This window comes from Glutamicibacter bergerei (genome assembly GCF_054495185.1).
Genome location: NZ_CM137131.1, coordinates 1,122,964 through 1,144,151, shown reverse-complemented (window position 1 = coordinate 1,144,151; position 21,188 = coordinate 1,122,964). Strand labels below are relative to the sequence as shown.

General features: G+C 57.4%; 18 protein-coding genes and 1 pseudogene. 9 read left to right on the top strand and 10 right to left on the bottom strand.

The annotated features are described in order from the left end of the window. Positions 1-50: 50 nt before the first annotated feature. The 3 genes from ACX5K5_RS05285 to ACX5K5_RS05275 all read left to right on the top strand — a co-directional run bounded on the left by ACX5K5_RS05285 (position 51) and on the right by ACX5K5_RS05275 (position 4,159). Positions 51-1,742: a sensor histidine kinase gene (locus ACX5K5_RS05285; protein ID WP_459175133.1), complete on the top strand. Its 1,692-nt coding sequence runs from the start codon at positions 51-53 to the stop codon at positions 1,740-1,742. Next, positions 1,739-2,461 carry a response regulator gene (locus ACX5K5_RS05280; protein WP_346058789.1) on the top strand — a complete coding sequence of 241 codons (723 nt, stop codon included), beginning with the start codon at positions 1,739-1,741 and terminating at the stop codon, positions 2,459-2,461. Before ACX5K5_RS05285 ends, ACX5K5_RS05280 begins: the two co-directional genes overlap by 4 nt. 195 nt (positions 2,462-2,656) lie before the next feature. Beyond that, positions 2,657-4,159 (top strand): SLC13 family permease, encoded by a 1,503-nt coding sequence (locus ACX5K5_RS05275; protein ID WP_459175132.1) that lies wholly within the window; start codon positions 2,657-2,659, stop codon positions 4,157-4,159. 77 nt (positions 4,160-4,236) lie between these two features. Here the strand turns inward: ACX5K5_RS05275 and ACX5K5_RS05270 are convergent, their stop codons facing one another. Continuing rightward, entirely contained in the window at positions 4,237-6,141 is a 1,905-nt protein-coding gene (locus ACX5K5_RS05270; RefSeq protein WP_096257576.1) for an acetate--CoA ligase, read from the bottom strand. Between the two features lie 172 nt (positions 6,142-6,313). Here ACX5K5_RS05270 and ACX5K5_RS05265 point away from each other — a divergent pair, with 172 nt between their 5' ends. From ACX5K5_RS05265 to ACX5K5_RS05240, 6 genes and pseudogenes are all read left to right on the top strand, one after another. Continuing rightward, on the top strand, positions 6,314-6,964 hold the full coding sequence (locus ACX5K5_RS05265) for a GntR family transcriptional regulator (RefSeq protein WP_459175131.1): 651 nt from the start codon (positions 6,314-6,316) through the stop codon (positions 6,962-6,964). Next, positions 6,961-8,478: an MmgE/PrpD family protein gene (locus ACX5K5_RS05260; RefSeq protein WP_188686657.1), complete on the top strand. Its 1,518-nt coding sequence runs from the start codon at positions 6,961-6,963 to the stop codon at positions 8,476-8,478. The genes ACX5K5_RS05265 and ACX5K5_RS05260 overlap by 4 nt, the downstream gene beginning before the upstream one ends. Position 8,479: 1 nt before the next feature. After that, positions 8,480-9,409, top strand: a complete 930-nt coding sequence (gene prpB, locus ACX5K5_RS05255) for a methylisocitrate lyase (protein ID WP_188686659.1) — start codon at positions 8,480-8,482, stop codon at positions 9,407-9,409. Between the two features lie 32 nt (positions 9,410-9,441). Then, positions 9,442-10,581, top strand: a complete 1,140-nt coding sequence (locus ACX5K5_RS05250; protein ID WP_096257572.1) for a bifunctional 2-methylcitrate synthase/citrate synthase — start codon at positions 9,442-9,444, stop codon at positions 10,579-10,581. 125 nt (positions 10,582-10,706) lie between these two features. Continuing rightward, on the top strand, positions 10,707-10,979 hold the full coding sequence (locus ACX5K5_RS05245) for a DUF2975 domain-containing protein (RefSeq protein WP_096257571.1): 273 nt from the start codon (positions 10,707-10,709) through the stop codon (positions 10,977-10,979). Beyond that, positions 10,979-11,231 (top strand): annotated as a pseudogene (locus ACX5K5_RS05240) (helix-turn-helix domain-containing protein). Before ACX5K5_RS05245 ends, ACX5K5_RS05240 begins: the two are co-directional and overlap by 1 nt. Before the next feature lie 17 nt (positions 11,232-11,248). Here the strand turns inward: ACX5K5_RS05240 and ACX5K5_RS05235 are convergent. The 9 genes from ACX5K5_RS05235 to ACX5K5_RS05195 all read right to left on the bottom strand — a co-directional run bounded on the left by ACX5K5_RS05235 (position 11,249) and on the right by ACX5K5_RS05195 (position 21,069). Further along, positions 11,249-11,752 carry an 8-oxo-dGTP diphosphatase gene (locus ACX5K5_RS05235; RefSeq protein WP_188686662.1) on the bottom strand — a complete coding sequence of 168 codons (504 nt, stop codon included), beginning with the start codon at positions 11,750-11,752 and terminating at the stop codon, positions 11,249-11,251. A 10-nt stretch (positions 11,753-11,762) separates the two neighbouring features. Next, positions 11,763-12,722, bottom strand: coding sequence for a site-specific tyrosine recombinase XerD (gene xerD / locus ACX5K5_RS05230; RefSeq protein ID WP_459175130.1), 960 nt, complete (start codon positions 12,720-12,722; stop codon positions 11,763-11,765). Between the two features lie 8 nt (positions 12,723-12,730). Next, positions 12,731-13,375 carry an NUDIX domain-containing protein gene (locus ACX5K5_RS05225; RefSeq protein WP_096257568.1) on the bottom strand — a complete coding sequence of 215 codons (645 nt, stop codon included), beginning with the start codon at positions 13,373-13,375 and terminating at the stop codon, positions 12,731-12,733. Positions 13,376-13,442: 67 nt separating this feature from the next. After that, on the bottom strand, positions 13,443-15,125 hold the full coding sequence (locus tag ACX5K5_RS05220) for a CTP synthase (RefSeq protein ID WP_096257567.1): 1,683 nt from the start codon (positions 15,123-15,125) through the stop codon (positions 13,443-13,445). 101 nt (positions 15,126-15,226) lie between these two features. Continuing rightward, positions 15,227-16,975, bottom strand: coding sequence for a DNA repair protein RecN (gene recN, locus ACX5K5_RS05215; protein ID WP_459175129.1), 1,749 nt, complete (start codon positions 16,973-16,975; stop codon positions 15,227-15,229). A gap of 106 nt (positions 16,976-17,081) precedes the next feature. Then, positions 17,082-18,104 (bottom strand): NAD kinase, encoded by a 1,023-nt coding sequence (locus ACX5K5_RS05210; protein ID WP_096257699.1) that lies wholly within the window; start codon positions 18,102-18,104, stop codon positions 17,082-17,084. Between the two features lie 71 nt (positions 18,105-18,175). Continuing rightward, a complete protein-coding gene (locus ACX5K5_RS05205; protein ID WP_188686668.1) occupies positions 18,176-18,970 on the bottom strand; it encodes a TlyA family RNA methyltransferase in 795 nt (264 codons plus the stop codon). 172 nt (positions 18,971-19,142) lie between these two features. After that, positions 19,143-20,150 carry an HAD-IIA family hydrolase gene (locus ACX5K5_RS05200; protein ID WP_096257564.1) on the bottom strand — a complete coding sequence of 336 codons (1,008 nt, stop codon included), beginning with the start codon at positions 20,148-20,150 and terminating at the stop codon, positions 19,143-19,145. A 13-nt stretch (positions 20,151-20,163) separates the two neighbouring features. Further along, positions 20,164-21,069, bottom strand: coding sequence for a tetratricopeptide repeat protein (locus ACX5K5_RS05195; protein ID WP_188686671.1), 906 nt, complete (start codon positions 21,067-21,069; stop codon positions 20,164-20,166). Positions 21,070-21,188 lie beyond the last annotated feature (119 nt).

Genomic DNA, 21,188 nt, shown 5'->3' with positions numbered 1-21,188 from the left:
CATATTGTTCACACAGCAAAACTTTAACGTTCGATCAAGGAGCCAAGTTCATGGCCAGCGACCAGCACGATAGTGCCGCAGCCAACGCACCGGTCCCGTTGACCCGCGACGGCTGGTCATTTGCCGCCCGTATTTTTGCCGCACAAATGCTGCTGGTCATCGTGGTGATCGTTTGGCTTGGCATCGCTTCCTATCAGCACGTGGCCCGAGTGGCCCTGGACGTACGGCAATCAACGGTTGCCACCGTGTCCACTACCTTGGCCAACGACCCCTTCGTGGCCAACGCCCTGCAAGAAGATGACCCCAGCGCCAGCCTGCAGCCCTATACCCAGGACATTTTGAGCCACGCACAAACCATTGATTTCATCACCATCATGACCCCGGACCTGTTGCGCGTGACCCACCCCAACCCGGCGCAACTGGGTAAGCCCTATTCCGGGTCCACCGCAGAAGTCCTGAGCGGTGAGGTCTTCTCCGAGCAGGCGGTCGGAACCCTAGGACGCTCGGTACGTACCATCGCCCCGGTCTACGCGAAGGACGGGAAGATAGTGGGCATGGTCGCCACCGGCATCACGCTGGAAAGTCTGCAGGTGCTTTACCGCGAAGAGCTGCCGCAAATCCTGCTGGTCTCACTGTTTGCGCTGCTGCTGGCCGGGTTCACTTCCTGGTCATTCTCCAAATACATTCAAAGCGCCACCCTGGGCTTCGGCCCGCACGGGCTGCGCCGGCTCTACGCGTTCTACTTCTCCGCACTGCACTCGGTACGCGAGGGATTGATTCTGCTGGACCGCAGGCACCGCATTGTGCTCTATAACTCCGAAGCAGCCCGCCTCTTAAAGCTGCCGGCGCAGGCCCCGGGCGACGGTTTGGAACTTTCGGATGCCAGGCTGCCCGACACCCTGCGTGAATTAATGTCCAGCGGCCGGGCCGCGCGCGATGAAATCCACTTGGGCCACAACTCGGTGCTTGCAGTGTCACAGAGCAACGCCAGACTGACCGGAACCCAGCTGCCCGGCAGGTACCGGCTGCCATTGCGCTGGCTACGGGTACAGGCACCCAGCGGCCAGGTGCTCACCCTGCGCGATCTGACCGAGGTGCAGGAACTGACCGGCGAGGTGCAGTCGCTGAAAACTTTCTCCACCGCGCTACGTGCCCAGACCCATGAGCACGCCAACCGCCTGCATACCATCGCCACGCTGATCGAAAATGGCAGCGCGGACAAGGCGCTGGCCTTCGCCGTCGATGACCGGCAGAATTCCCAAGCGCTCACCGACGCGATCGTGCAAAACATCGATGACGTGTACCTGTCTAGTTTGTTGGTCGCTAAATCGGCACAGGCCCACGAACGCGGAGTCACCCTCAGCATTACCGCCACCGGGGTGGTCCGCCCGGATACCTTCCACGCCACCGACATCGTGACCATCGTCGGCAACTTGCTGGATAATGCGCTGGACGTTTCGGTGGGTACCGAGGAGTCGACCGTCTGGGTGGAGGTTAATGCCCTGACGGACGAGGTGATCATCTCCGTCGCGGATTCCGGGCCGGGCATCGAACCCGAATTCCTGGAAAACCTGCTGCGTTTCGGAGTGAGCACCAAACAGGGCAACGCGCCGCGCGGACTCGGGCTCGCTCTGGTGCAGCAGGCGGTGACGCGGCTTCATGGAACAATGACCATAGACAACGATGCCGGGGCGATATTCACCATCACCCTGCCGGTACTGCCTGAGGAGGACAGCGCGTGAGCTTAACCGAGCCGAGCAGCGACTTCCGGGTACTGGTGGTTGACGACGAACCGGAGACCGCCCGCGCCCACGCCATGTATGTGGATCGGGTTCCCGGGTTCCGCACCGGCGCCATCGCTGCCAATGGGTACGGCGCACTGCAAATGCTCAGCGACGCCCACGAGGCAGGTGCCCCCTTCGACTTGGTCCTGCTGGATATGACGCTGCCGGACTTGCACGGAATTGACGTGGCCCGCCGAATGCGCGGGCGCGGTTATACGCTCGATATTATTGCCATTACCGCGGTGCGTGACCTGGCCGTGGTCCGATCTGCGGTAGCTACGGGAATCACCCAGTACCTGATCAAGCCGTTTAGCTTCGCGGTCTTTGCCGAAAAACTGGAAAACCATCAGGCGTTTATTGCGACCATGCGCTCGGGTGGGTCCTCCACCTCGCAGGCCGCCTTGGATACCGCGTTTTCGGCGTTGCGCACCACTAGCGCCTCAGTGTCGCTGCCCAAGGGACTGATCAGCCAAACGCTGGAACAGGTCCAAAACCATTTGGCATCCAGCCCGACCCGCGCCTTTTCGGCTACCGAACTGGGTGAGGAATTAGGACTCTCGCGGGTGACTGCGCGCCGATACCTAGAACATTTAGCGTTGGTTAAGACCGCGGTGAAACAACCACGCCATGGCACCCGTGGCCGGCCGGAATTTGAATACCAGCACAATTCGCACTGACTAGCTGCCCTGCTTGCGTTTTCTTTTCGAAGGATGCGCGACGTTGATCTGCTATCTGGGCTCAATTGATAGGCCCAGCATCCTAGTGGCGCGCAAATAAGTATTTCAGTTACCTAGCTCTCAGGGCTACGTTAGCGAAGTAACATTCGCCCAAGCCCCTCAGGATCATCCTTGTCACAAGATGTGCAAATCAGCGTGAGCGATGCAGCACGCGTCGAACCCTCCGCGCCGACGACCGCTCCGCCGAGCCGCAAGCTGCTGTCCTTGCTTACTGGCCCCTTAGTTGGTTTTCTCCTTTTCTTGGCCCTACCCGAGTCACTATCCTTCCAGGGACAGGCAGTCGCCGGGTGTGCCGCGTGGATGGCAATCTGGTGGATCACCGAAGCCGCACCTATTCCAGTGACCTCGCTGCTTCCATTGGTACTCTTCCCGTTATTCGGGATGGACACGATGACCAACGTGGCCGCGCCTTACGCCAACCCGGTAGTTTTCCTCGTCATGGGCGGCGTGATCCTGGGGCTCGCCACGGAGCGCAGTAATCTTCACCGGCGCATCGCACTGCTCACGATCCGTGCCGTAGGCACACGTCCGGATCAGATCGTCTTCGGGCTGATGCTTGCCTCCGCGTTTATCTCGGCCTGGGTTTCCAACACCGCCACCGCGGTGATTATGGTCCCGATCGGTGTCTCGATCCTGCAGCTGGTCCGCAATATCGATCCCAAAGCCGTAGACGCGAAGTTCTCAGCCTCGATGATGTTGGGCATTGCCTACGGTGTGACCATCGGCTCCATGGCCACGCTCATCGGTCAGCCACCGATGGCGTTGATGGCTGCATACCTTGATGCAGAGCTGAACTACGAGATGCAGCTCGGCAAGTGGATGCTCGTGGGCGTCCCGGTAGCAGTCTTCATGCTGCTGGTCGCGTGGCTGGTGCTGACCAAACTGGTTTTCCGCACCGGACTGAAACAAATCCCCGGTGGCAAGGATCTGATTCGCGCCGAACTGACAAAGCTGGGCACCATGTCCACCTCCGAACATCGCGTTGCCGCGATTTTCCTCATCGCGATTTTCTGCTGGGTTGCTCTGCCATTTATCGCTAAGATTCCCGCAATTGCGCAGTCGATGCCGTTCCTCGGCGGAATCTCGGATACTCAGGTTGCGATGGGCGCGGCCATAGCCTGCTTCCTAGTTCCTGCGGGCAAGAGCGCTGGCCCGTTATTAAAATGGGAATCGGCGCGTGATATCCCTTGGGGTCTGCTGCTACTTTTCGGCGGCGGCCTGTCGCTATCGGCGATGTTCACCTCCACTGGGCTATCAAAGTGGATCGGCGATCAGGTGAGCACGCTCGGAGACCTGCCACCCATCCTCGTGCTGCTTGTGGCCGCGCTTGTTGGCTTGGGACTGACCGAACTAACCAGCAATACGGCCACCGCGGCCGCATTCTTCCCGATCATGGGTGCGGTGGCAGTCGGCGTCGGCGTGGATCCGTTGCTGATGATCATCGTGATGACCTTGGCGGTGTGTTCCGCGTACATGTTGCCGGTAGCTACGCCGTCTAATGCCGTGGCTTTCGGATCCGGCGAGGTCTCCATCAGGCAGATGGTACGAGCCGGCGTCTGGCTGAACCTGATCTCGATGGTGCTGATCGTGGGCGTCATCTACACGTTGGTTCCGTGGGTTTTCGGCGTGAGCATCTAACCCCGCAAAACATTTCAAGGCCTGTCCCCCACGATTTCTGTGGTTCGGACAGGCCTTGAGTGTTTTAATGCTGCTGATTATCCTTGCGGGCGCAGGTAGTTCGCAAGGTCATCGAGCACCGCTGGATCCTCGATGGTCGAAGGCACCGTGTACTCCTTGCCGTCGGCGATCTGCCGCATGGTTTTGCGCAGAATCTTTCCCGAGCGCGTCTTCGGCAGCCCGGCCACCACGGTCACCTCACGGAAGTCCGCCACCGGTCCGATATGCTGGCGCACCAGCGCAACGATCTCCTTTTTCAGTGTTTCCTCGTCCGTGTCCACACCGGATTTGAGCACCACATATCCGCTGGCACGCTGGCCTTTGAGTGCGTCGTTGATGCCGATCACCGCGCATTCGGCGACCGCCGGATGGCTGGCGAGCACCTGCTCCATGGCGCCGGTGGACAACCGGTGTCCGGACACGTTGATCACGTCATCGGTGCGCCCCATGACAAACAGGTAACCGTCCTCATCGAGGAAGCCCGAATCACCGGTGAGGTAGAAGCCTTCGATCTGCGTGAGATAGGTGTCGATGAAGCGCTGGTCATTGCCCCACAGCGTGGTCAGTGCGCCCGGTGGCAACGGCAGCTTGATGACGATATTTCCCTCATCGCCAGCAGCTACCTGAGCGCCGAGGGCGTCACGGATTTCTACGTTAAAACCGGGTACCGGGGTGGTGGGGCTGCCGGCTTTCGCAGTCAGCTCCTCCAGTCCCAGCGGGTTGGAGGCGATAGGCCAACCGGTTTCGGTCTGCCACCAGTTATCCACGACCGGGATGCCCAGCAGATCCACCGCAAAGTGGTAAGTGTCCGGGTCCAGCCGCTCTCCGGCAACAAATAGTGCGCGCAGCGAGGACAGGTCATGAGCGGCGATCAGCGCTCCGGACGGGTCGGCCTTACGCACCGCACGCAGCGCGGTGGGTGCGGTGAACATCGTGGTGACCTTGTGGTCCTCGATAATGCGCCCAAACACGCCGGCATCCGGGGTGCCAATTGGCTTGCCCTCGTAGAGTACGGAGGTCGCGCCGGCGATCAATGGTGCGTACACGATGTAGGAGTGGCCCACGACCCAGCCCACATCCGAAGCGGTAAACATGACGTCACCGGGGTGTACGTCGTAAATCGCGTTCATGGAGAACTGCAGCGCCGTGGTGTAACCACCGGTATCGCGTACGACTCCCTTAGGGGAACCGGTGGTTCCGGAGGTGTAGAGCACGTAGAGCGGGTGGGTGGAGTCCAGTGACACTGGCGCGGCGGGCTGGGCCACCTTGGCTAGCTCATCCCAATCCAGCCAATTGACCTCGGAAGCATCCTGGTACTCACTGGGGCTGTGTTCAAACCCGTCGCGGTGGCTCACGATGACATCTCGCACAGATTTTTCGGCGAGCGCCAAAGCCTCGGCGACGGCCGGCAGGTATTCAATATGACGCGAGGGTTCGATACCGCCCGAGGCCGTGACGATGGCTACCGGCTCGCAGTCGGTAATACGAGCGGCCAGCTCTTTCGGAGCGAAACCACCAAAAACTACCGAGTGCACTGCACCGAGGCGCGCACAGGCAAGCATCGAGATGACAGCCTGCGGAATCATCGGTAGGTAGATCAAGACACGGTCACCGGTTTTTACACCGCGGTCGCGCAAAACGCCGGCGAAGATTTCCACTTCGCGCAAAAGTTCACTGTAGCTGTACTCGGTTTTGCTATTCAGCATTGCCGAATCGTAAATGAGTGCGGCCTGATCCCCGCGCCCGGCAGCCACATGTCGATCCAGTGCGTTGGCCGATAGGTTCAGCTTTCCGTCCGGGAACCAGTTGTACAGTGGCGCCTTCGAATCATCGATCGCTTGGGTGGGCGCCTTGTCCCACTGCACATCTCGGGCGGCGGTGAGCCAAAACGCGGCCGGATCGGTAGCGGCCTGGTTAAAGGCCTGGCGGTATTCCTGTGCCATGTTTCCCTCCTGGGGCCGGGCGTCGTCACCCGGCGGCTGTGCGGTTGCTACATCTACTAGCGTATGAGGGCAGTCACATGTTCGCAAGTTATTTGTATACATTTCTACGAAGATTACGAAAAAATTTACGCTTTACTATCCCTTTCCCGCCATTCATGTATACAATCGAACCATGAAAGCAAGCGACAAGGTCTACGAGAGCCTGCGCCGCGACATCGTCGAATGGCGGTTGTCACCGGGTACGGTACTCGCCGAGGTGGAGCAGTCCGACAGGCTTGGAGTTTCCCGTACCCCAGTGCGTGAAGCCTTGGCCCGACTGGTCGCTGATGGACTAGCGGTGCAACAGCGCGGACGCGGTGCGATCGTCTCCGAAATCTCCGATACCCACGTCGAAGACCTCTTCGTTTTGCGCCGGGCGTTGGAATGCGAAAGCGCACGCCTCGCAGCACGCTCCACTCATGGCGCTGATTTTGCCCTGTTGGCACAGCGTTTCGAAACCGCGGCGCAGCAATTGCGCGCCGAAGCCGCCACCGAAGGCTACTACCAGTTGGTCAGCGAACTCGACGAGATGATCGACACGGCAGCGAACAATACGTACCTCTCCGGTGCGCTGCGCACACTACGCGTTCATCTGCAACGCGTCCGTCGGCTAGCAAAAGACAATCCAGAGCGATTATTAGAATCCGCCGGAGAACATGCGGCGATTGCCAGGGCGATCGCCAGCGGGAAACCAGAGGTCGCTGCCGCGGCCACCACGGTCCACCTACACCAATCGTTTGAACACATCATGACCCACGCGGTCGCCACTGAAAGGACACCATGATCAATCATCCAGTTCGCGTTTACCGCTCCGAAGAAAACCTCGCCCGCGAGGATCAGCTAGCACACAAGATCGCAACCGTTGCAGCCGATCCGGTAGAAGTGACCGCTGAGGTCACCGACATGATCATTAACCGCATCATCGACAACGCTTCGGTGGCCATCGCCTCACTGAACCGCGGTCCAATCGTTGCCGCTCGATCCCAAGCGCTAACCCATGCACCGTCCACCGGTGGCAAGGGCGCCAACGTCTTCGGCATCACCGAAAAGGTCTCCCCCGAGTGGGCAGCCTGGGCTAACGGCGTTGCAGTGCGCGAGCTCGATTACCATGACACCTTCCTGGCCGCCGAGTACTCACACCCAGGCGATAACATCCCACCCATCTTGGCCGTCGCCCAGCACACCGGTGCTTCGGGCAAGGATCTGATCCGTGGCATCGCCACCGGTTACGAAATCCAGGTAGACCTAGTGAAGGCCATCTGCCTGCACAAGCACAAGATCGACCACGTAGCCCATCTGGGCCCATCGGCTTCGGCCGGCATCGGCACCCTGTTGGGTCTAGATGTTGAAACCATCTTCCAGGCTGTCGGCCAGGGCCTGCACACCACCACCGCAACCCGCCAGTCACGTAAGGGCGAAATTTCCACCTGGAAGGCACATGCCCCAGCCTTCGCCGGCAAGATGGCAGTTGAAGCAGCTGACCGTGCGATGCGCGGCCAGACCTCACCAGTGCCAATCTATGAAGGCGAAGATGGCGTGATCGCCTGGATGCTAGACGGCAAGGATGCCGCCTACGAGGTGCCGTTGCCAGAAGCTGGCGAAGCAAAGCGCGCCATCATGGACACCTACACCAAGGAACACTCGGCTGAATACCAGGCGCAGGCCTGGATCGACCTGGCTCGCAAGCTGCATGGTGAGCACCCAGAAGCCACCGAGGCGAAGAATGTGAAGTCGGTGCTGATCAAGACCAGCCACCACACTCACTACGTCATTGGTTCCGGCGCCAACGATCCACAGAAGTACGATCCAACCGCTTCACGCGAGACCCTGGATCACTCGATTCCGTACATCTTCACCGTCGCCCTGCAGGACGGCGCATGGCACCACGTGGATTCCTACTCCCCTGAGCGTGCCGGCCGTGAAGACACCGTGGCACTGTGGCACAAGGTCACCACCGAAGAAGACGCTGAGTGGACCCGTCGCTACCACTCGCTGGACATCGCAGAGAAGGCCTTCGGCGGCAGCGTCGAAATCACGCTGAACGATGGCACCGTGATCACCGACCAGATCGCTGTGGCCGACGCGCACCCACTAGGCGCTCGACCATTCGCTCGCGAGCAGTACATCAACAAGTTCCGCAGCCTTGCCACCGGCCTGGTCGACGACGCGGAAATCGACCGCTTCATCGCCGCCGCCGAAAACCTGGAAAATCTGGGTGCCGGCGAGCTGGAGCAGCTAAACATCGTTGCGGCAGCCGGAGTTATCGACGCCGCAGCCGCACCGAAGGGCCTGTTCTAGGATGTTGTACTCAACTAAAACCCCAGCGGCCAAGCGTGCCGCGCTACGCGAAATGCTCACCCCGGGAGCTGCTCGCCAGTTCCCCGGAGCGTTCAACCCACTCTCGGCCAAGCTGATCAGTGAGAAGAACTTCGACGGCATCTACATTTCCGGTGCAGTGCTCGCCAACGACCTGGGCCTCCCCGACATTGGACTGACCTCTCTGACCGAGGTCGCCACGCGTGCCGGACAGATCGCCCGAATGAGCGATTTGCCTTCGATCGTGGACGCAGACACCGGGTTTGGTGAACCGATGAACGTGGCCCGCTCGATCCAAGAGCTGGAATACGCTGGCTTGGCCGGCTGCCATATCGAAGACCAGTTCAATCCGAAGCGCTGCGGCCACTTGGACGGCAAGAACGTGGTGGATACCGAGACCATGCTCAAGCGCATCGCCGCGGCAGCCGACGCACGCATTGATGAGAACTTCTTGATCATGGCGCGCACCGACATCCGTGCGGTGGAAGGTCTGGATGCTGCGATCGACCGGGCAAAGGCGATGGTTGATGCCGGGGCGGACTCCATCTTCCCTGAGGCCATGAAGAATGTGTCGGAATTTGAAGCCATCTGTAATGCGGTTGATGTACCGGTGTTGGCGAATATGACCGAGTTCGGCAAGTCCGAGCTTTTCAACCGCCAGGAGCTGGCCGATGCCGGTGTTGCACTAATCATTTACCCGGTGACCTTGCTGCGTAGCGCCATGGGTGCGGCCGAGCGAGTACTCGACGCAATTAGCGAAGATGGAACTCAAGAGCGCGAAGTGGATAACATGTTAACCAGGTCACGTCTCTACGAGCTAGTCGACTATGAGGCGTACAACCGATTCGACACCGGGATCTTCAACTTCCAAGTTCCCACCCTCGACATCGATACCAATAACTCGAACCTCTAGTACGGGGATCCATCAACGAAGAGGATGCACTTATGAGCACCACCGAGGATATCAAGAAGGGCCTTGCCGGCGTCGTCGTGGATTACACGGCGGTCTCTAAGGTCAATCCGGAGACCAACTCGCTGCTTTATCGTGGCTACCCGGTACAGGATCTCGCGGCAAGCAAGTCCTTCGAAGAAGTCGCGCTACTGCTGTGGACTGGTGAATTGCCAAGCGAGTCGGAGCTGACCGAATTCAGCGCCTTCGAGCGAGCTAATCGTGCGCTCGATCCACGCGTGAAGGCTGCTATTGACCTACTGCCTACCGATTGCCATCCAATGGATGTTGGACGCACGGCCGTATCGGTGATCGGCGCCAACCACGCAGAGGCAGAAAATTCCTCCCCCGAGGCGGAACTGCGCAAGGCCAAGGAACTGTTCGCGGCTTTCCCAGCGGTCGTCGCCTATGATCAGCGCCGTCGTCGTGGCCAAGAGCTCGTGGCACCACGCGAGGATTTGGACTACTCGTCGAACTTCTTATGGATGAGCTTCGGTGAAGAGGCTGCCCCCGAGGTAGTCGACGCGTTCCGCGTGTCGATGGTGCTCTATGCGGAGCACTCCTTCAATGCCTCCACCTTCACCGCACGCGTAATTACCTCGACGCTCTCGGACCTGCACTCGGCTGTCACCGGCGCCATCGGTGCTTTGAAGGGTCCTTTGCACGGCGGCGCCAACGAGGCGGTGATGCACACCTTCGACGAGATCGGTATCGACAAGAACGAATCCCGCAAGGATGCTGCCGTCCGTGCGAAGGCGTGGATGGAAGATGCGCTGGCACAGAAGAAGAAGGTCATGGGTTTCGGCCACCGCGTGTACAAGCACGGTGACTCGCGGGTACCAACGATGAAGGCTGCGCTGGACAAGATGATCGAGCATTACGGTCGTTCCGAAATGCTTGGACTCTACGATGGCCTGGAGTCGGCCATGGATGAGGCGAAGGCGATCAAACCAAACCTCGACTACCCAGCCGGCCCGACCTATCACTTGATGGGTTTTGACACCGAAATGTTCACCCCGATCTTCATCGCGGCACGCATCACCGGCTGGACCGCCCACATCTTCGAGCAGCGCGCCTCAAACGCACTGATCCGTCCGTTGTCCGCGTACAACGGTCCGGAGCAGCGCGCGCTGTAACAAGAATCCGTACACAAGAGCGGAGTCGGGCCGATCGGTTCGACTCCGCTCTTGTGTTAACTGACACGGCGGTATGTTGCTTATCGATAAGTGTTCATCGTAAGAGGACAACAGGTGTATCTTCCATGGGCACATCGAGTACCCTCGCAGTGAGAATCGTGCTGGGTCTGATCATCGTCGCGATTTCCATGGGCTCACTGATGACATTTATTCTGGGCACGGTCATGGCCCCAGACGATGCAGTAGCACCGACAGTAGTGCTCTTGGTGGGTGGATTCGGAGTCCTGCTAGCTGGGATCGCGCTCATTGTGTGGGTCCTGCGCCAATTGTTTTTCCAAGCCTCAACCACCGAAGCCCAGGCAGCGGCGTTGCGCACGGAGTTGGGCGTCGTGATCTAATGGCCATCAGAGTAGACATCGATGTCATGCTCTCCCGCCGAAAATGGCGGTTGGTGAACTAGTCGAAAAATCGGCATCACCCATGCAAATCTTGCAGTTCTCAAAAATGGGCGTACCAAAGCCGTCCGCTTCAGCACGTTGGAAGCCTGATCTGAAGCACTCGATTGCCAGCCCGGAGACCTGCTAATTTACGAGCCCAACCCCGCCCAGGCTAGCGAAGAAAGACCCTCGATCCTCAGTACCGCAGAATAATCCTAGATCCTGGTGCTTTACTCAGGCCAAGGCGCCAAGGCGATCTCTTGCAGGGTTTGATTATCCGCCGCATAACTGATGTGGGCGGTGAATTGTTCTCCCGCCAGCATGCGTGGAAGCCATAACGGGGAATCTTCCCACATTTGTGTCACCGGCAATGCGCTGGCTGAAAACCACAACGGTTCCAGTTCCTCGCTGGGTGCAAGACTCCCGCTGGCTAAACGCGCGATGAATACTGCACAGTCCATGTCAGAGCTCGGATTGGCCGGAAAATTGAAGACTATCTTGGCCGCTGGCCGAAGCTGGTCCGAAGCCACAAGCAGCCCGGTTTCTTCGAAGAACTCACGAATTCCAGCTTGCTCGGATGTTTCGCCGGGCTCAATCTTCCCGCCGGGCAAAACGATCTTGCCGATGCCAAAACCACGCAGTTTTCTCCCAAGCAGTACCTCGGTACCGAATTCACCGTCGCGTAGCAAAGCAAGTAAAGCAACGGGTTTCGGCCGGGACAAATTCATTGACATGCCCAAAAACCTAGTTCACCCTCGGGTGCGCAAAAAGGTAAGCCTCACGCAATGAATCGACGGTGACCTTCGTGTAAATCTGCGTGGTGGTGACCGAGGCATGACCCAATAATTCTTGAACCACTCGCACATCTGCTCCGCCCTCTAGAAGATGAGTGGCAAAGGAATGTCGAAGCGTGTGTGGAGAAACCTCACCCTCGATCCCCGCGCGCTGAGCGGCCTTGGCCAGAATCAGCCACACCGACTGGCGTGAAAGCCTGCCACCGCGCTGATTCAGAAATAAGGCAGGTGTCCCTTTGCCCTTGGTAGCCAGTCCCGGACGGGCACGCACCAGATAGTCGCTGACCGCGCGCTGGGCATAACCACCAACCGGTACAACCCGTTCTTTCGAGCCCTTACCGAACAAACGCACTACCGCGTCATCGGCAAAATGCAGATCATCTACATCCAGCCCGACAACCTCGGAGATACGGGCACCGGTCGAGTACAAAAATTCTAGAATCGCCCGATCTCTCAGCCCAGCGGGAGTATCCAACGCAATGGAATCGAGAATCTGAGTCACCGCAGAAATGCTGATCGCCTTCGGCAACGACTGGCCCACCGTCGGAGGTTGCACCTCACGAGCAGGATTAGGCGCACAAATCTCCTCTAGCTCCCAATACTTATGCAGCTGCCGAATGGCCACCGTATGGCGTGCGACCGATCTAGGCCCCAGAGCCTGATGCTCGTCATCGCCGCGTGCCAACTGCTGTAGGTAGCCACTGACATCATTTTCAGTGATCAATGCGGGATCAGTGATGCCACGTGTTTCCAAAGTTTCTTGGTAACGAGTTAGATCCCGACGATAGGAGTCCAAGGTATTTTTTGCCAGGCCACGCTCGATCGCCAAGTGTTGGAGGTAGCGGCGTAGCGCGGACTCAAACTTGCCGGATTTCGGTGCCTGTTGGGCAGTTGCTTCGGGCAAACTCATGGTGCGCTTTAGGCCCCGCGCAATCCGGGGTGCGCGTCGAATGCACTATCAGCCGGTCGCAACGTGGAGTAATTGCTCGCACGTGCAGCAAAGGCTGCCAAGAGGCCTACTACCGCCGAGGGGTTATGGATTCGGCCGTCAAGCACTGCGGCTACAGCCTCGTCTAGGGGCACCCAGCGGGTGATGATTTCGGCTTCTTCATCAGTGCGTTCGTGACGCTGTCCTTCCGGCGCCAGATTCACATCACGCGCTAAAAATATTCGTAGCGCCTCGGAAGAAGACCCTGGAGAGAGAAAAACGTCGGTAAGGACGGCCCAAGATTCAGCGGTTCGATCCGCTTCCTCCCAGAGTTCTCGCTTGGCGCCTTCAAGTGGCGGCTCCCCCGCCACGTCGAGCAATCCGGCGGGAAGTTCCCACAGCCGCATACCGACAGGGTGACGGTATTGGTTAACTAAAAGGACCCGTTCGCGTTCATCGAGGGCGAGGATCGACACGGCACCGGGGTGCACGATGTAGTCTCGCTCGATGCGGGATCCATCATCCGAAAGTTGCACCGTATCGTGGACGACATTCCAGATGCGTCCTTCATATACGGTTTCACGTCCAATCAACTCTCGAGGTGAAAGTTCATCGGATATCGGTTGTGGTTCCACGCGAACGGGCCCTTCTATTGGTATGACCTAACAGGTACTACCTTAGACGGTTTATGACCGGTATTGCTCAGGCGTTGCGCTTTGCCAGAGCCGCGGCGACCAGACCTGCAAAGAGCGGGTGTGGGCGAGTTGGGCGGCTGGAAAGTTCTGGGTGAGCCTGCGTGGAGACGTAGTACGGATGTACGTCCTTAGGCAGTTCAACGAACTCAACGAGCTTGCCATCTGGGGAGGTTCCCGAGAAGACTAGTCCCGCCTCTTCAAGCTGCGCACGGTAAGCATTGTTGACTTCGTAGCGGTGACGGTGACGTTCAGCAACCTCGGTCTTGCCGTAGGTTTCGGCCAGGACAGAACCTGGCAGAAGCTTCGCGTCATACAAACCTAAGCGCATGGTTCCGCCTAGGTCACCCTTGCCGTCAACAATGTCCAGCTGTTCGGCCATAGTCGCGATGACTGGGGTGGAAGACTCCGGATCAAACTCGGTAGAGGAAGCTTCTGGTAGATCAGCCATATTGCGGGCGTACTCGATCACCATGGACTGCAGACCTAGGCACAGGCCCAAGGTAGGAATCTGGTTTTCACGAGCAAATCGCAGCGCGCCGAGCTTTCCTTCAAGACCGCGAATACCGAAGCCACCAGGTACACAGATTGCTTCCGCACCATCGAGAGCCTTGCGGGCTCCTTCTTCGGTAGCGCAGTCATCGGACGGTACCCAACGGATCTTGACCTTGGAATCGTTAGCGAAACCGCCGGCCTTCAAAGCTTCGGTGACCGAGAGATAAGCATCTGGAAGTTCGATGTATTTTCCGACCAAAGCGATGGTCAGTTCATGCTTCGGGTTGCGGACGACGTCTAGCAGTCGGTCCCAACCTTCCCAATCCACGTCGCGGAACTTCATATCCAGAGTCTGCACGATGTAAGCATCAAGGCCCTGTGCATGCAGGATCTTTGGAACTTCGTAGATACTCGGCGCATCCGGGCAGCTGATGACTGCTTCGGTTTCCACGTCGCAGGTACGTCCGAGCTTTGCGCGCATCTCGTCTGGGATTGCACGATCAGAGCGGATGACCAGAGCGTCCGGCTGAATGCCGATGGAACGCAGAGCAGCCACCGAGTGCTGAGTTGGTTTGGTCTTCAGCTCGTGGCTCGGGCCAATGTAGGGAACGAGGGAAACGTGAACGAAGAAGGCGTTCTTTCGTCCAATGTCCTGGCGGACCTGGCGAGCTGCCTCAAGGAATGGCTGGGATTCAATATCACCTACCGTGCCACCGATTTCGGTGATAATAACGTCAGGGGCCGATTTGCCTTCACCTGGCTCGGTGGCCGCCAAACGCATACGACGCTTGATTTCGTCAGTAATGTGAGGAATGACTTGAACTGTATCGCCTAGGTATTCACCGCGACGTTCACGTTCCAGAACGGTTGAATAAACCTGACCGGTGGTCACGTTGGCGGAACCCGGAAGATTTTCATCCAGGAAGCGCTCGTAGTGTCCGATGTCCAGGTCGGTTTCTGCGCCATCGTCAGTAACGAAGACTTCACCATGCTGGAAAGGGTTCATAGTACCTGGATCGACGTTCAGGTACGGATCGAGCTTCTGCATGGTCACGGAGAGACCACGAGCTCGAATTAAGTGTCCAAGGCTGGATGCCGTCAATCCCTTACCCAGGGAGGAGGCTACACCGCCGGTGACGAAGATATGTTTTGTCGTTTCAGACGACCGAGAATCACGAGTTAATTTACGCTGCACCACGGGATTTCATCCTATCACCATTGCTCGCTTTCGCGAATACCGACCATCCACTTTGCAACTCTACGACACCTGCCGAAGATGCCAAAGTCCGTCTCTGCCATTTAGCGTGCGCTCTTCGTCACCAATGATTCGACCATCTTCCGCGCATCAGCCAGAAGCTCTTCTGCATGCGCTTGAGCGGTGTCAGATTCCTCCTGACCTGCCAACATCCGGGCCAGCTCACGGACACGTTCTGTATCATCAAGAGTGATTACGTCACTGGCGGTAAACCCGGCGCCGGCCGCTGACTTACCGTTTGAGGTCTTGATCACGCGGATATGACGATCAGCATAGGCCGCCACTTGGGGTAGGTGCGTGACCACAATGACTTGCACATGTCGGGCAAGCATCGCCAATCGCTCACCGATGCTCACCGCAGCTTTGCCACCAACTCCGGAATCCACTTCATCAAAGACGAAGGTTGGCACCGGATCTACTGCTGCGAGGACTACCTCGATAGCTAGCATCACGCGCGACAGCTCACCGCCGCTGGCCCCCTTACCCAGTGGGCGAGGCGCGGCACCTGCATGGGGCGCTAACAGCATTTCGATCTGGTCTTGCCCATATGCACCGAGCTCCGGCAAATCACCGATCTCGACAAAGAGATTCGCATCAGGCATGGCCAATGCGGTTAGCTCGGCGCTGACCCGCTTGGAAAGCTTCGTGGCAGCCTTGCGTCGGGCTTCAGAGAGATCAGTAGCCAGAGCTGAGACCTTCTGCTCCAGCTGGACCACAGCGTCCTCGAGTTCCTCGATGCGAATGTCGTCCGAACCAAGCCGTTCCAAACGTTGCCGGGATTCTTCGGCCCAGGAAATAACTTCATCGATGCTTGGCGCATATTTACGCATGAGTTTATTCAAATCTGCACGACGTGCTTCAATCTGAGCCAGCCGCTCAGGACCCTCTTCATCAAGATCTGAGACGTAGCTTGCCATATCGCTCGATAGTTCCGAAGCAAGAATGCCAAGTTCTGCGGCGCGGTCAGCAAAGGCTGCTAGGGCCGGGTCATCATCACTTGCTTGCGCCAAAATTCCGCGAACAGATTCTGCCAAAGTAGTAATCCCTGGGGATTCAAAATCTTCACTATCGACAATGGCTCTAGCCTGCAGGCTAGCGTTTCGCAGTGATTCGACGTTACCCAACTTCATCGCCGTTTCACGTAAATTCTCGTATTCACCCGGCAACGGCTCTAGCGAATCAATCTCGTCGAGCGCGAGTTTTAGGTTTTCGGCTTCACGAACCCGATCACGCGAGTCTTGCTTAAGCGCAGTTAGTTCTTTACTCGACGCACGCCACTGTCGGTAGGTCCGCTGATACTCCTTGAGCGTGCGCGCCAGGCCTGAACCGGCAAATCGGTCAAGTGCATCACGTTGCGCGCCAGCCTCTTTCAGACGAATCTGATCAGACTGACCGTGGACAGCCACCAGCTCCTGCCCTAGTTCGGCCAACAAACCGACCGGGGCACTTCGTCCACCGACTGTCGCTTTGGAACGACCTTGAGCGGACAGAGAGCGAGTGAGTAACAGTTCACTCTTATCGCCTACTTCATCAACAAACGCCCCGGCATGAGTCGCCGCCTCGAGCGCGTGATGGTCTGGGTCTAGACGCACGACAGCCTCGGCTAGTGCGTGATCGGCACCGTTTCGCACTGCACCGGCATCGGCTCGACGGCCAAGCAGTAAGGACAGAGCGGTGATCACCATTGTTTTACCCGCACCGGTTTCGCCGGTGACAACAGTCAACCCCGGCCCAAGTGGCAGAGTCGCCTTGGTAATCACGCCAAGGTTAGAGATCGAAATTTCTTGAATCATCGCCCGCTCCCGGTCGTTCTAGTGCATTCGTTCCAGTTCTCGTCCCAATAGTACTTGTTGAATCGTAAGTTTGTTCGAATATGAGTGTTGTGAGTCGTAAATTCTCTTATTTCATTTCGTCACGAGCCACTAACGGGATCCCAGGTTCATCCTTGTGATGCGGTTCGACGCTCTGAAAGCCGGGCCCGATGACCGGCAGAGCAGTGGTTGCTGGACGGCGTTCGTCCTCGTCCGCCGGGCCGCGCCATCCCTGAATCGGAAGCTCAAATTTATTCACCAGTCGCTCCGAGAATGGAGTCGTATTAAGCCTTGCTAAAAGCACTGGCTTGTCACTCCGAGTAACCTCAATACGAGCTCCAGGCGGCAGGTCAATTGTTCGACGACCATCGCACCACAGCACAGCGCCGGCTTCGGAACGGGTTAAGATTTCAACCGCCATAATCGAGTCTGGCGAAACCACCAGTGGCTTAGCAAATAGTGCGTGGGCACTAATGGGAACCATGATCAGCGCTGCCACTTCGGGCCAAACTACGGGGCCACCAGCAGAAAATGCATAGGCAGTGGACCCTGTTGGCGTAGCCATGACGACGCCATCGCAACCAAAAGTAGATATCGGTCGTCCATCGACTTCGATGACAACCTCAATCATGCGTTCGCGATTAGCCTTTTCAACCGCGGCTTCGTTAAGTGCCCAAGTTTCCGCAAGACAAACGTTGTCCCGCCAAACCTGAACTTCGATAGCCATCCGTTCTTCAACGGTGTAAGCACCAATCACCAAAGCATGTACTGTGTCCGCTAATTCGGATCTCTCGGCCTCGGCTAGAAAACCAACATGTCCAAGATTTACGCCAACCAACGGCAAAGATGCATCACGCACTAGTTCCGCTGCGCGCAGTACTGAACCGTCTCCACCCAGAACTACGCCTAAATCGACCTGTTCAATGGTGCAATCCTGACCAAGAATGTCGATTTGCAGCCGGAGTCCGGTGCTTGCAGTTTGTATTGCTTCATGATCTTTTTTGCGCATCACTGGACGCACACCGGCAGCATGGAGCAACCCACAAGTTTCAATAGCCGCGGCGATCGCTTCTTTGCGACCCGTGTGTGTGAAAACTAGGATGCGGCGCAAGGCAGGCTGCCCCTCTCGGGTTAGAAGTATGCGCTTGGTGATGAGGAATTCACCGCTCAAGCAATTCACTTCTAAGAATAGTCAACTACTTCCCACAATTTGGCTTCATCGACGGATTGTTGATTACTCATGGGAGGTTTTCCGAGCCAGAGAAAAAATTCAACGTTTCCGTCTTGTCCGGGCAAGGGACTGCGGGCCAGACCACACAATTGCAAACCAACGTCCTGCGCTGATGCTACGACGCTTTCAATGGCACTGCGACGTAACTCGGGAGATAAAACCACGCCGGTTCGATTTATGTGTTCACGTCCAACTTCGAATTGTGGCTTTACCATCAACACGAGCGAACCACCCGGGCGTGTCGTGCCTGCCAGAGCGTCGATCACTAAGCGCAATGAAATGAACGATAAGTCGGCTACGACCAAGTCGACTTCTCCCCCAATGTCCTCGGGGTTCATATACCTAACGTTGAGACCTTCAAACACCGATACTCGGGAGTCTTCACGAATTTGGTTCACGAGTTGTCCATGCCCGACATCCGCGGCCATCACCTGTTTGGCACCGCGACGCAGTAAGACATCTGTAAATCCGCCGGTAGAGGCACCAGCATCTAGACAGCGCAACGACTCGGGCGAAATGGTCGTAAATACATCTAGCGCACCAGCCAGTTTATGGCCGGCACGGGAAACGTATTCTTCACCCTCACTAGCTAAGACTTCGAGCTCGGATTCCGGAGCAACGTTCTTCGAAGCCTTGGTAGCAACAACCCCATTGAGCAGAACTCGTTTTGCGTCAATAAGCTTGGCCGCTTCGGTCCGCGAACGAGCTAGCGACCGAAGTACTAGTACTTGATCAAGCCGGTTCACGCGCGGTACTCCGTTGAGTTAAGCTGCGACTGAAGAGTTGCCAGTAGCTGCTCGTATATTGCTGAATGTTCTGTTATATCCTGCTGGGCAAGGGATGAGAGCGTGTCGTCCAGCGCTTCATCTTCCAACATTGATGCCGACTTGTCGCCAGGCGTTGGCATATTCATGTGGGCTACCTCTGAGCTCGTCGCAGGGTGTCCAATCCGCGCGAGGTGAATTGGATTTCGGGACTAACATGATCTTGCTGGCGCGAATGAGCCAGCCACCAAGCATGGCATGCGGCACGCCATGCATTTAGGTCTGATTCATTGCCACTGACCTCTATAGACTCACCATCAACCTTAGCAATTGACTCTCCGACTTGTACGCCGTAGCCAAGCACTTTGATTGTTGGGTACGGTCGGTAAAGATCTGCGAGGCTGGAAATAAGGTAGTTTGGGCGCTCCGATACCGGGGCACCAAGTGCGCTACGGGGAGAATCCACACCCGTCAATACCAGCGCAGTAGAAAAGCCCGCTCGATATCCTCCAAGGATATCGGTATCCAAACGATCCCCTACTACAAGGGGGCGCCGCGAATCTAAACGATCCGCTGCACGCGCAAATAAGAACGACTCTGGTTTTCCTGCAACGCGGGGTGTCACCCCGGTGGCTAGTTTCACCGCTTGGACTAATGATCCGTTACCTGGTGCGATACCCTCGGCCCGAGGAATGGTTAGGTCGGTGTTCGTCGCGACCCACTGTGCCCCGTTATTGATGGCATAGCTGGCCTCGGCAAGATCGTTCCAAGAAACGGCCGGGTCGAAACCTTGAATAACCGCCACTGGTTTATCTTTATGCGACTCTACGACTTCGAGTCCCCGCACCGCAATGCATTCACGCAGGTACGGGGACCCCACAACTAGTACCTTGCTGCCCGGATTTAATTCACGCGCCAATAGCTCGGCTCCGGCATCAGCAGATCCAAAGACCTGCTCCGCACCGGTTTTCACACCCAGTTGACGCAAATGCGCGGCAACTGACATTGGCGAACGTCCCGCATTGTTCGTTATGAACGCAAGAGCGACATTAACTTCTGCGAGTGCGTTCAATGACTCGACGGCGTCTGGGATCCCATTGGGACCCGCGTAGACGACACCATCGAGATCTGAAAGAACGGAATCAAATCCGGAGATCAGCATTCGGTACTAGTTCCTACTTCTGTGAGTCGGTTTCGGTTTCGGTGACGTTATCAGTTTCGGTTTCAACCTCTACTGAATCTACCTCAACTAGGCCGTCTTCCTCATCGATGCCGATTTCTTCGGTCTCAACGTCGGCATCATCGATATCGGCTTCCGCGGTGTCTTCGACGGCCACTTCGCTCTCAATCGAGTCAGCTGCGTCAACAACAGCTTCATCTCCGGAGTCCACAGCAACATTCTCATCAACAAGATCCCTAGCGCGTGGGCGTTCGTCCTCTTCATCCATCTCTGGAGCTAGGTCCATGATGAAGGAATCGGCTTCTTCCTCGATGCCAAGAGCACGCTCTGCGACAGAAACCTGAGCGAACCAACGCTTGGAATCCTCGGTGCGGCCAGCTCCTGCAAGCAGATCAGCATAAGCGGTAAACAAACGCGGGCTGAACGAGTAAGCGCGATTGAAGTCAAGCTGTTCTAGAGATTCCAACTCGGCAAGAGCCAGATCTAATTTGCCCAAGTCGCCGTAGGCACCTGCGGCAACGATGTGCATCTCGACCTTGACCGCAGATTCCAGATTCGCGCACTCATCTGAGTGTGCAAGCTCAATGGCTTTTTCAGCACGACCCAAGCCACGCAGCGAGTCTGCGATCAAGGGAAGGTTGTAATCCGAACCGGAGATACGTCGGTGAGTACGAAGCTCGCGTAGTGAGTCCGCGTACTTGCCTGCGTGGTAGGCAGCAATGCCTACGGCTTCACGGACAACTGCAACGCGGCCGCCACGACGGGAGGCTGCCATGGTGTGCTCATAGGCAAGCTCGGGATCTTCTTCAAGTAGACGGCCAGCCATGACCAAGTGCTTAGCTACCCAGCTTGCCGAGCGTTCTTCGAGGTACCGAAGCTGGGCGCGTGCAACACGATCCAATTCCTTACCGGTAACGTCCTCATCGATATCTGGGGACTGTTCACGGTCTGGGCGGTTCGAAATGCGTAGGTCGCCAGGGTTGTGAGCGCGTGGTGCTTCGTTGGAACGATCATCGAAGC

Excerpts from the sequence above, each read along its gene's own strand:
- prpB (WP_188686659.1), top strand. The coding sequence starts at position 8,480 with ATGTTGTACTCAACTAAAACCCCAGCGGCCAAGCGTGCCGCGCTACGC.
- ACX5K5_RS05285 (WP_459175133.1), top strand. The coding sequence starts at position 51 with ATGGCCAGCGACCAGCACGATAGTGCCGCAGCCAACGCACCGGTCCCG.
- ACX5K5_RS05250 (WP_096257572.1), top strand. The coding sequence starts at position 9,442 with ATGAGCACCACCGAGGATATCAAGAAGGGCCTTGCCGGCGTCGTCGTG.
- recN (WP_459175129.1), bottom strand. The coding sequence starts at position 16,975 with ATGATTCAAGAAATTTCGATCTCTAACCTTGGCGTGATTACCAAGGCG.
- ACX5K5_RS05200 (WP_096257564.1), bottom strand. The coding sequence starts at position 20,150 with ATGCTGATCTCCGGATTTGATTCCGTTCTTTCAGATCTCGATGGTGTC.
- ACX5K5_RS05245 (WP_096257571.1), top strand. The coding sequence starts at position 10,707 with ATGGGCACATCGAGTACCCTCGCAGTGAGAATCGTGCTGGGTCTGATC.
- ACX5K5_RS05270 (WP_096257576.1), bottom strand. The coding sequence starts at position 6,141 with ATGGCACAGGAATACCGCCAGGCCTTTAACCAGGCCGCTACCGATCCG.
- ACX5K5_RS05260 (WP_188686657.1), top strand. The coding sequence starts at position 6,961 with ATGATCAATCATCCAGTTCGCGTTTACCGCTCCGAAGAAAACCTCGCC.
- ACX5K5_RS05265 (WP_459175131.1), top strand. The coding sequence starts at position 6,314 with ATGAAAGCAAGCGACAAGGTCTACGAGAGCCTGCGCCGCGACATCGTC.
- ACX5K5_RS05235 (WP_188686662.1), bottom strand. The coding sequence starts at position 11,752 with ATGTCAATGAATTTGTCCCGGCCGAAACCCGTTGCTTTACTTGCTTTG.
- xerD (WP_459175130.1), bottom strand. The coding sequence starts at position 12,722 with ATGAGTTTGCCCGAAGCAACTGCCCAACAGGCACCGAAATCCGGCAAG.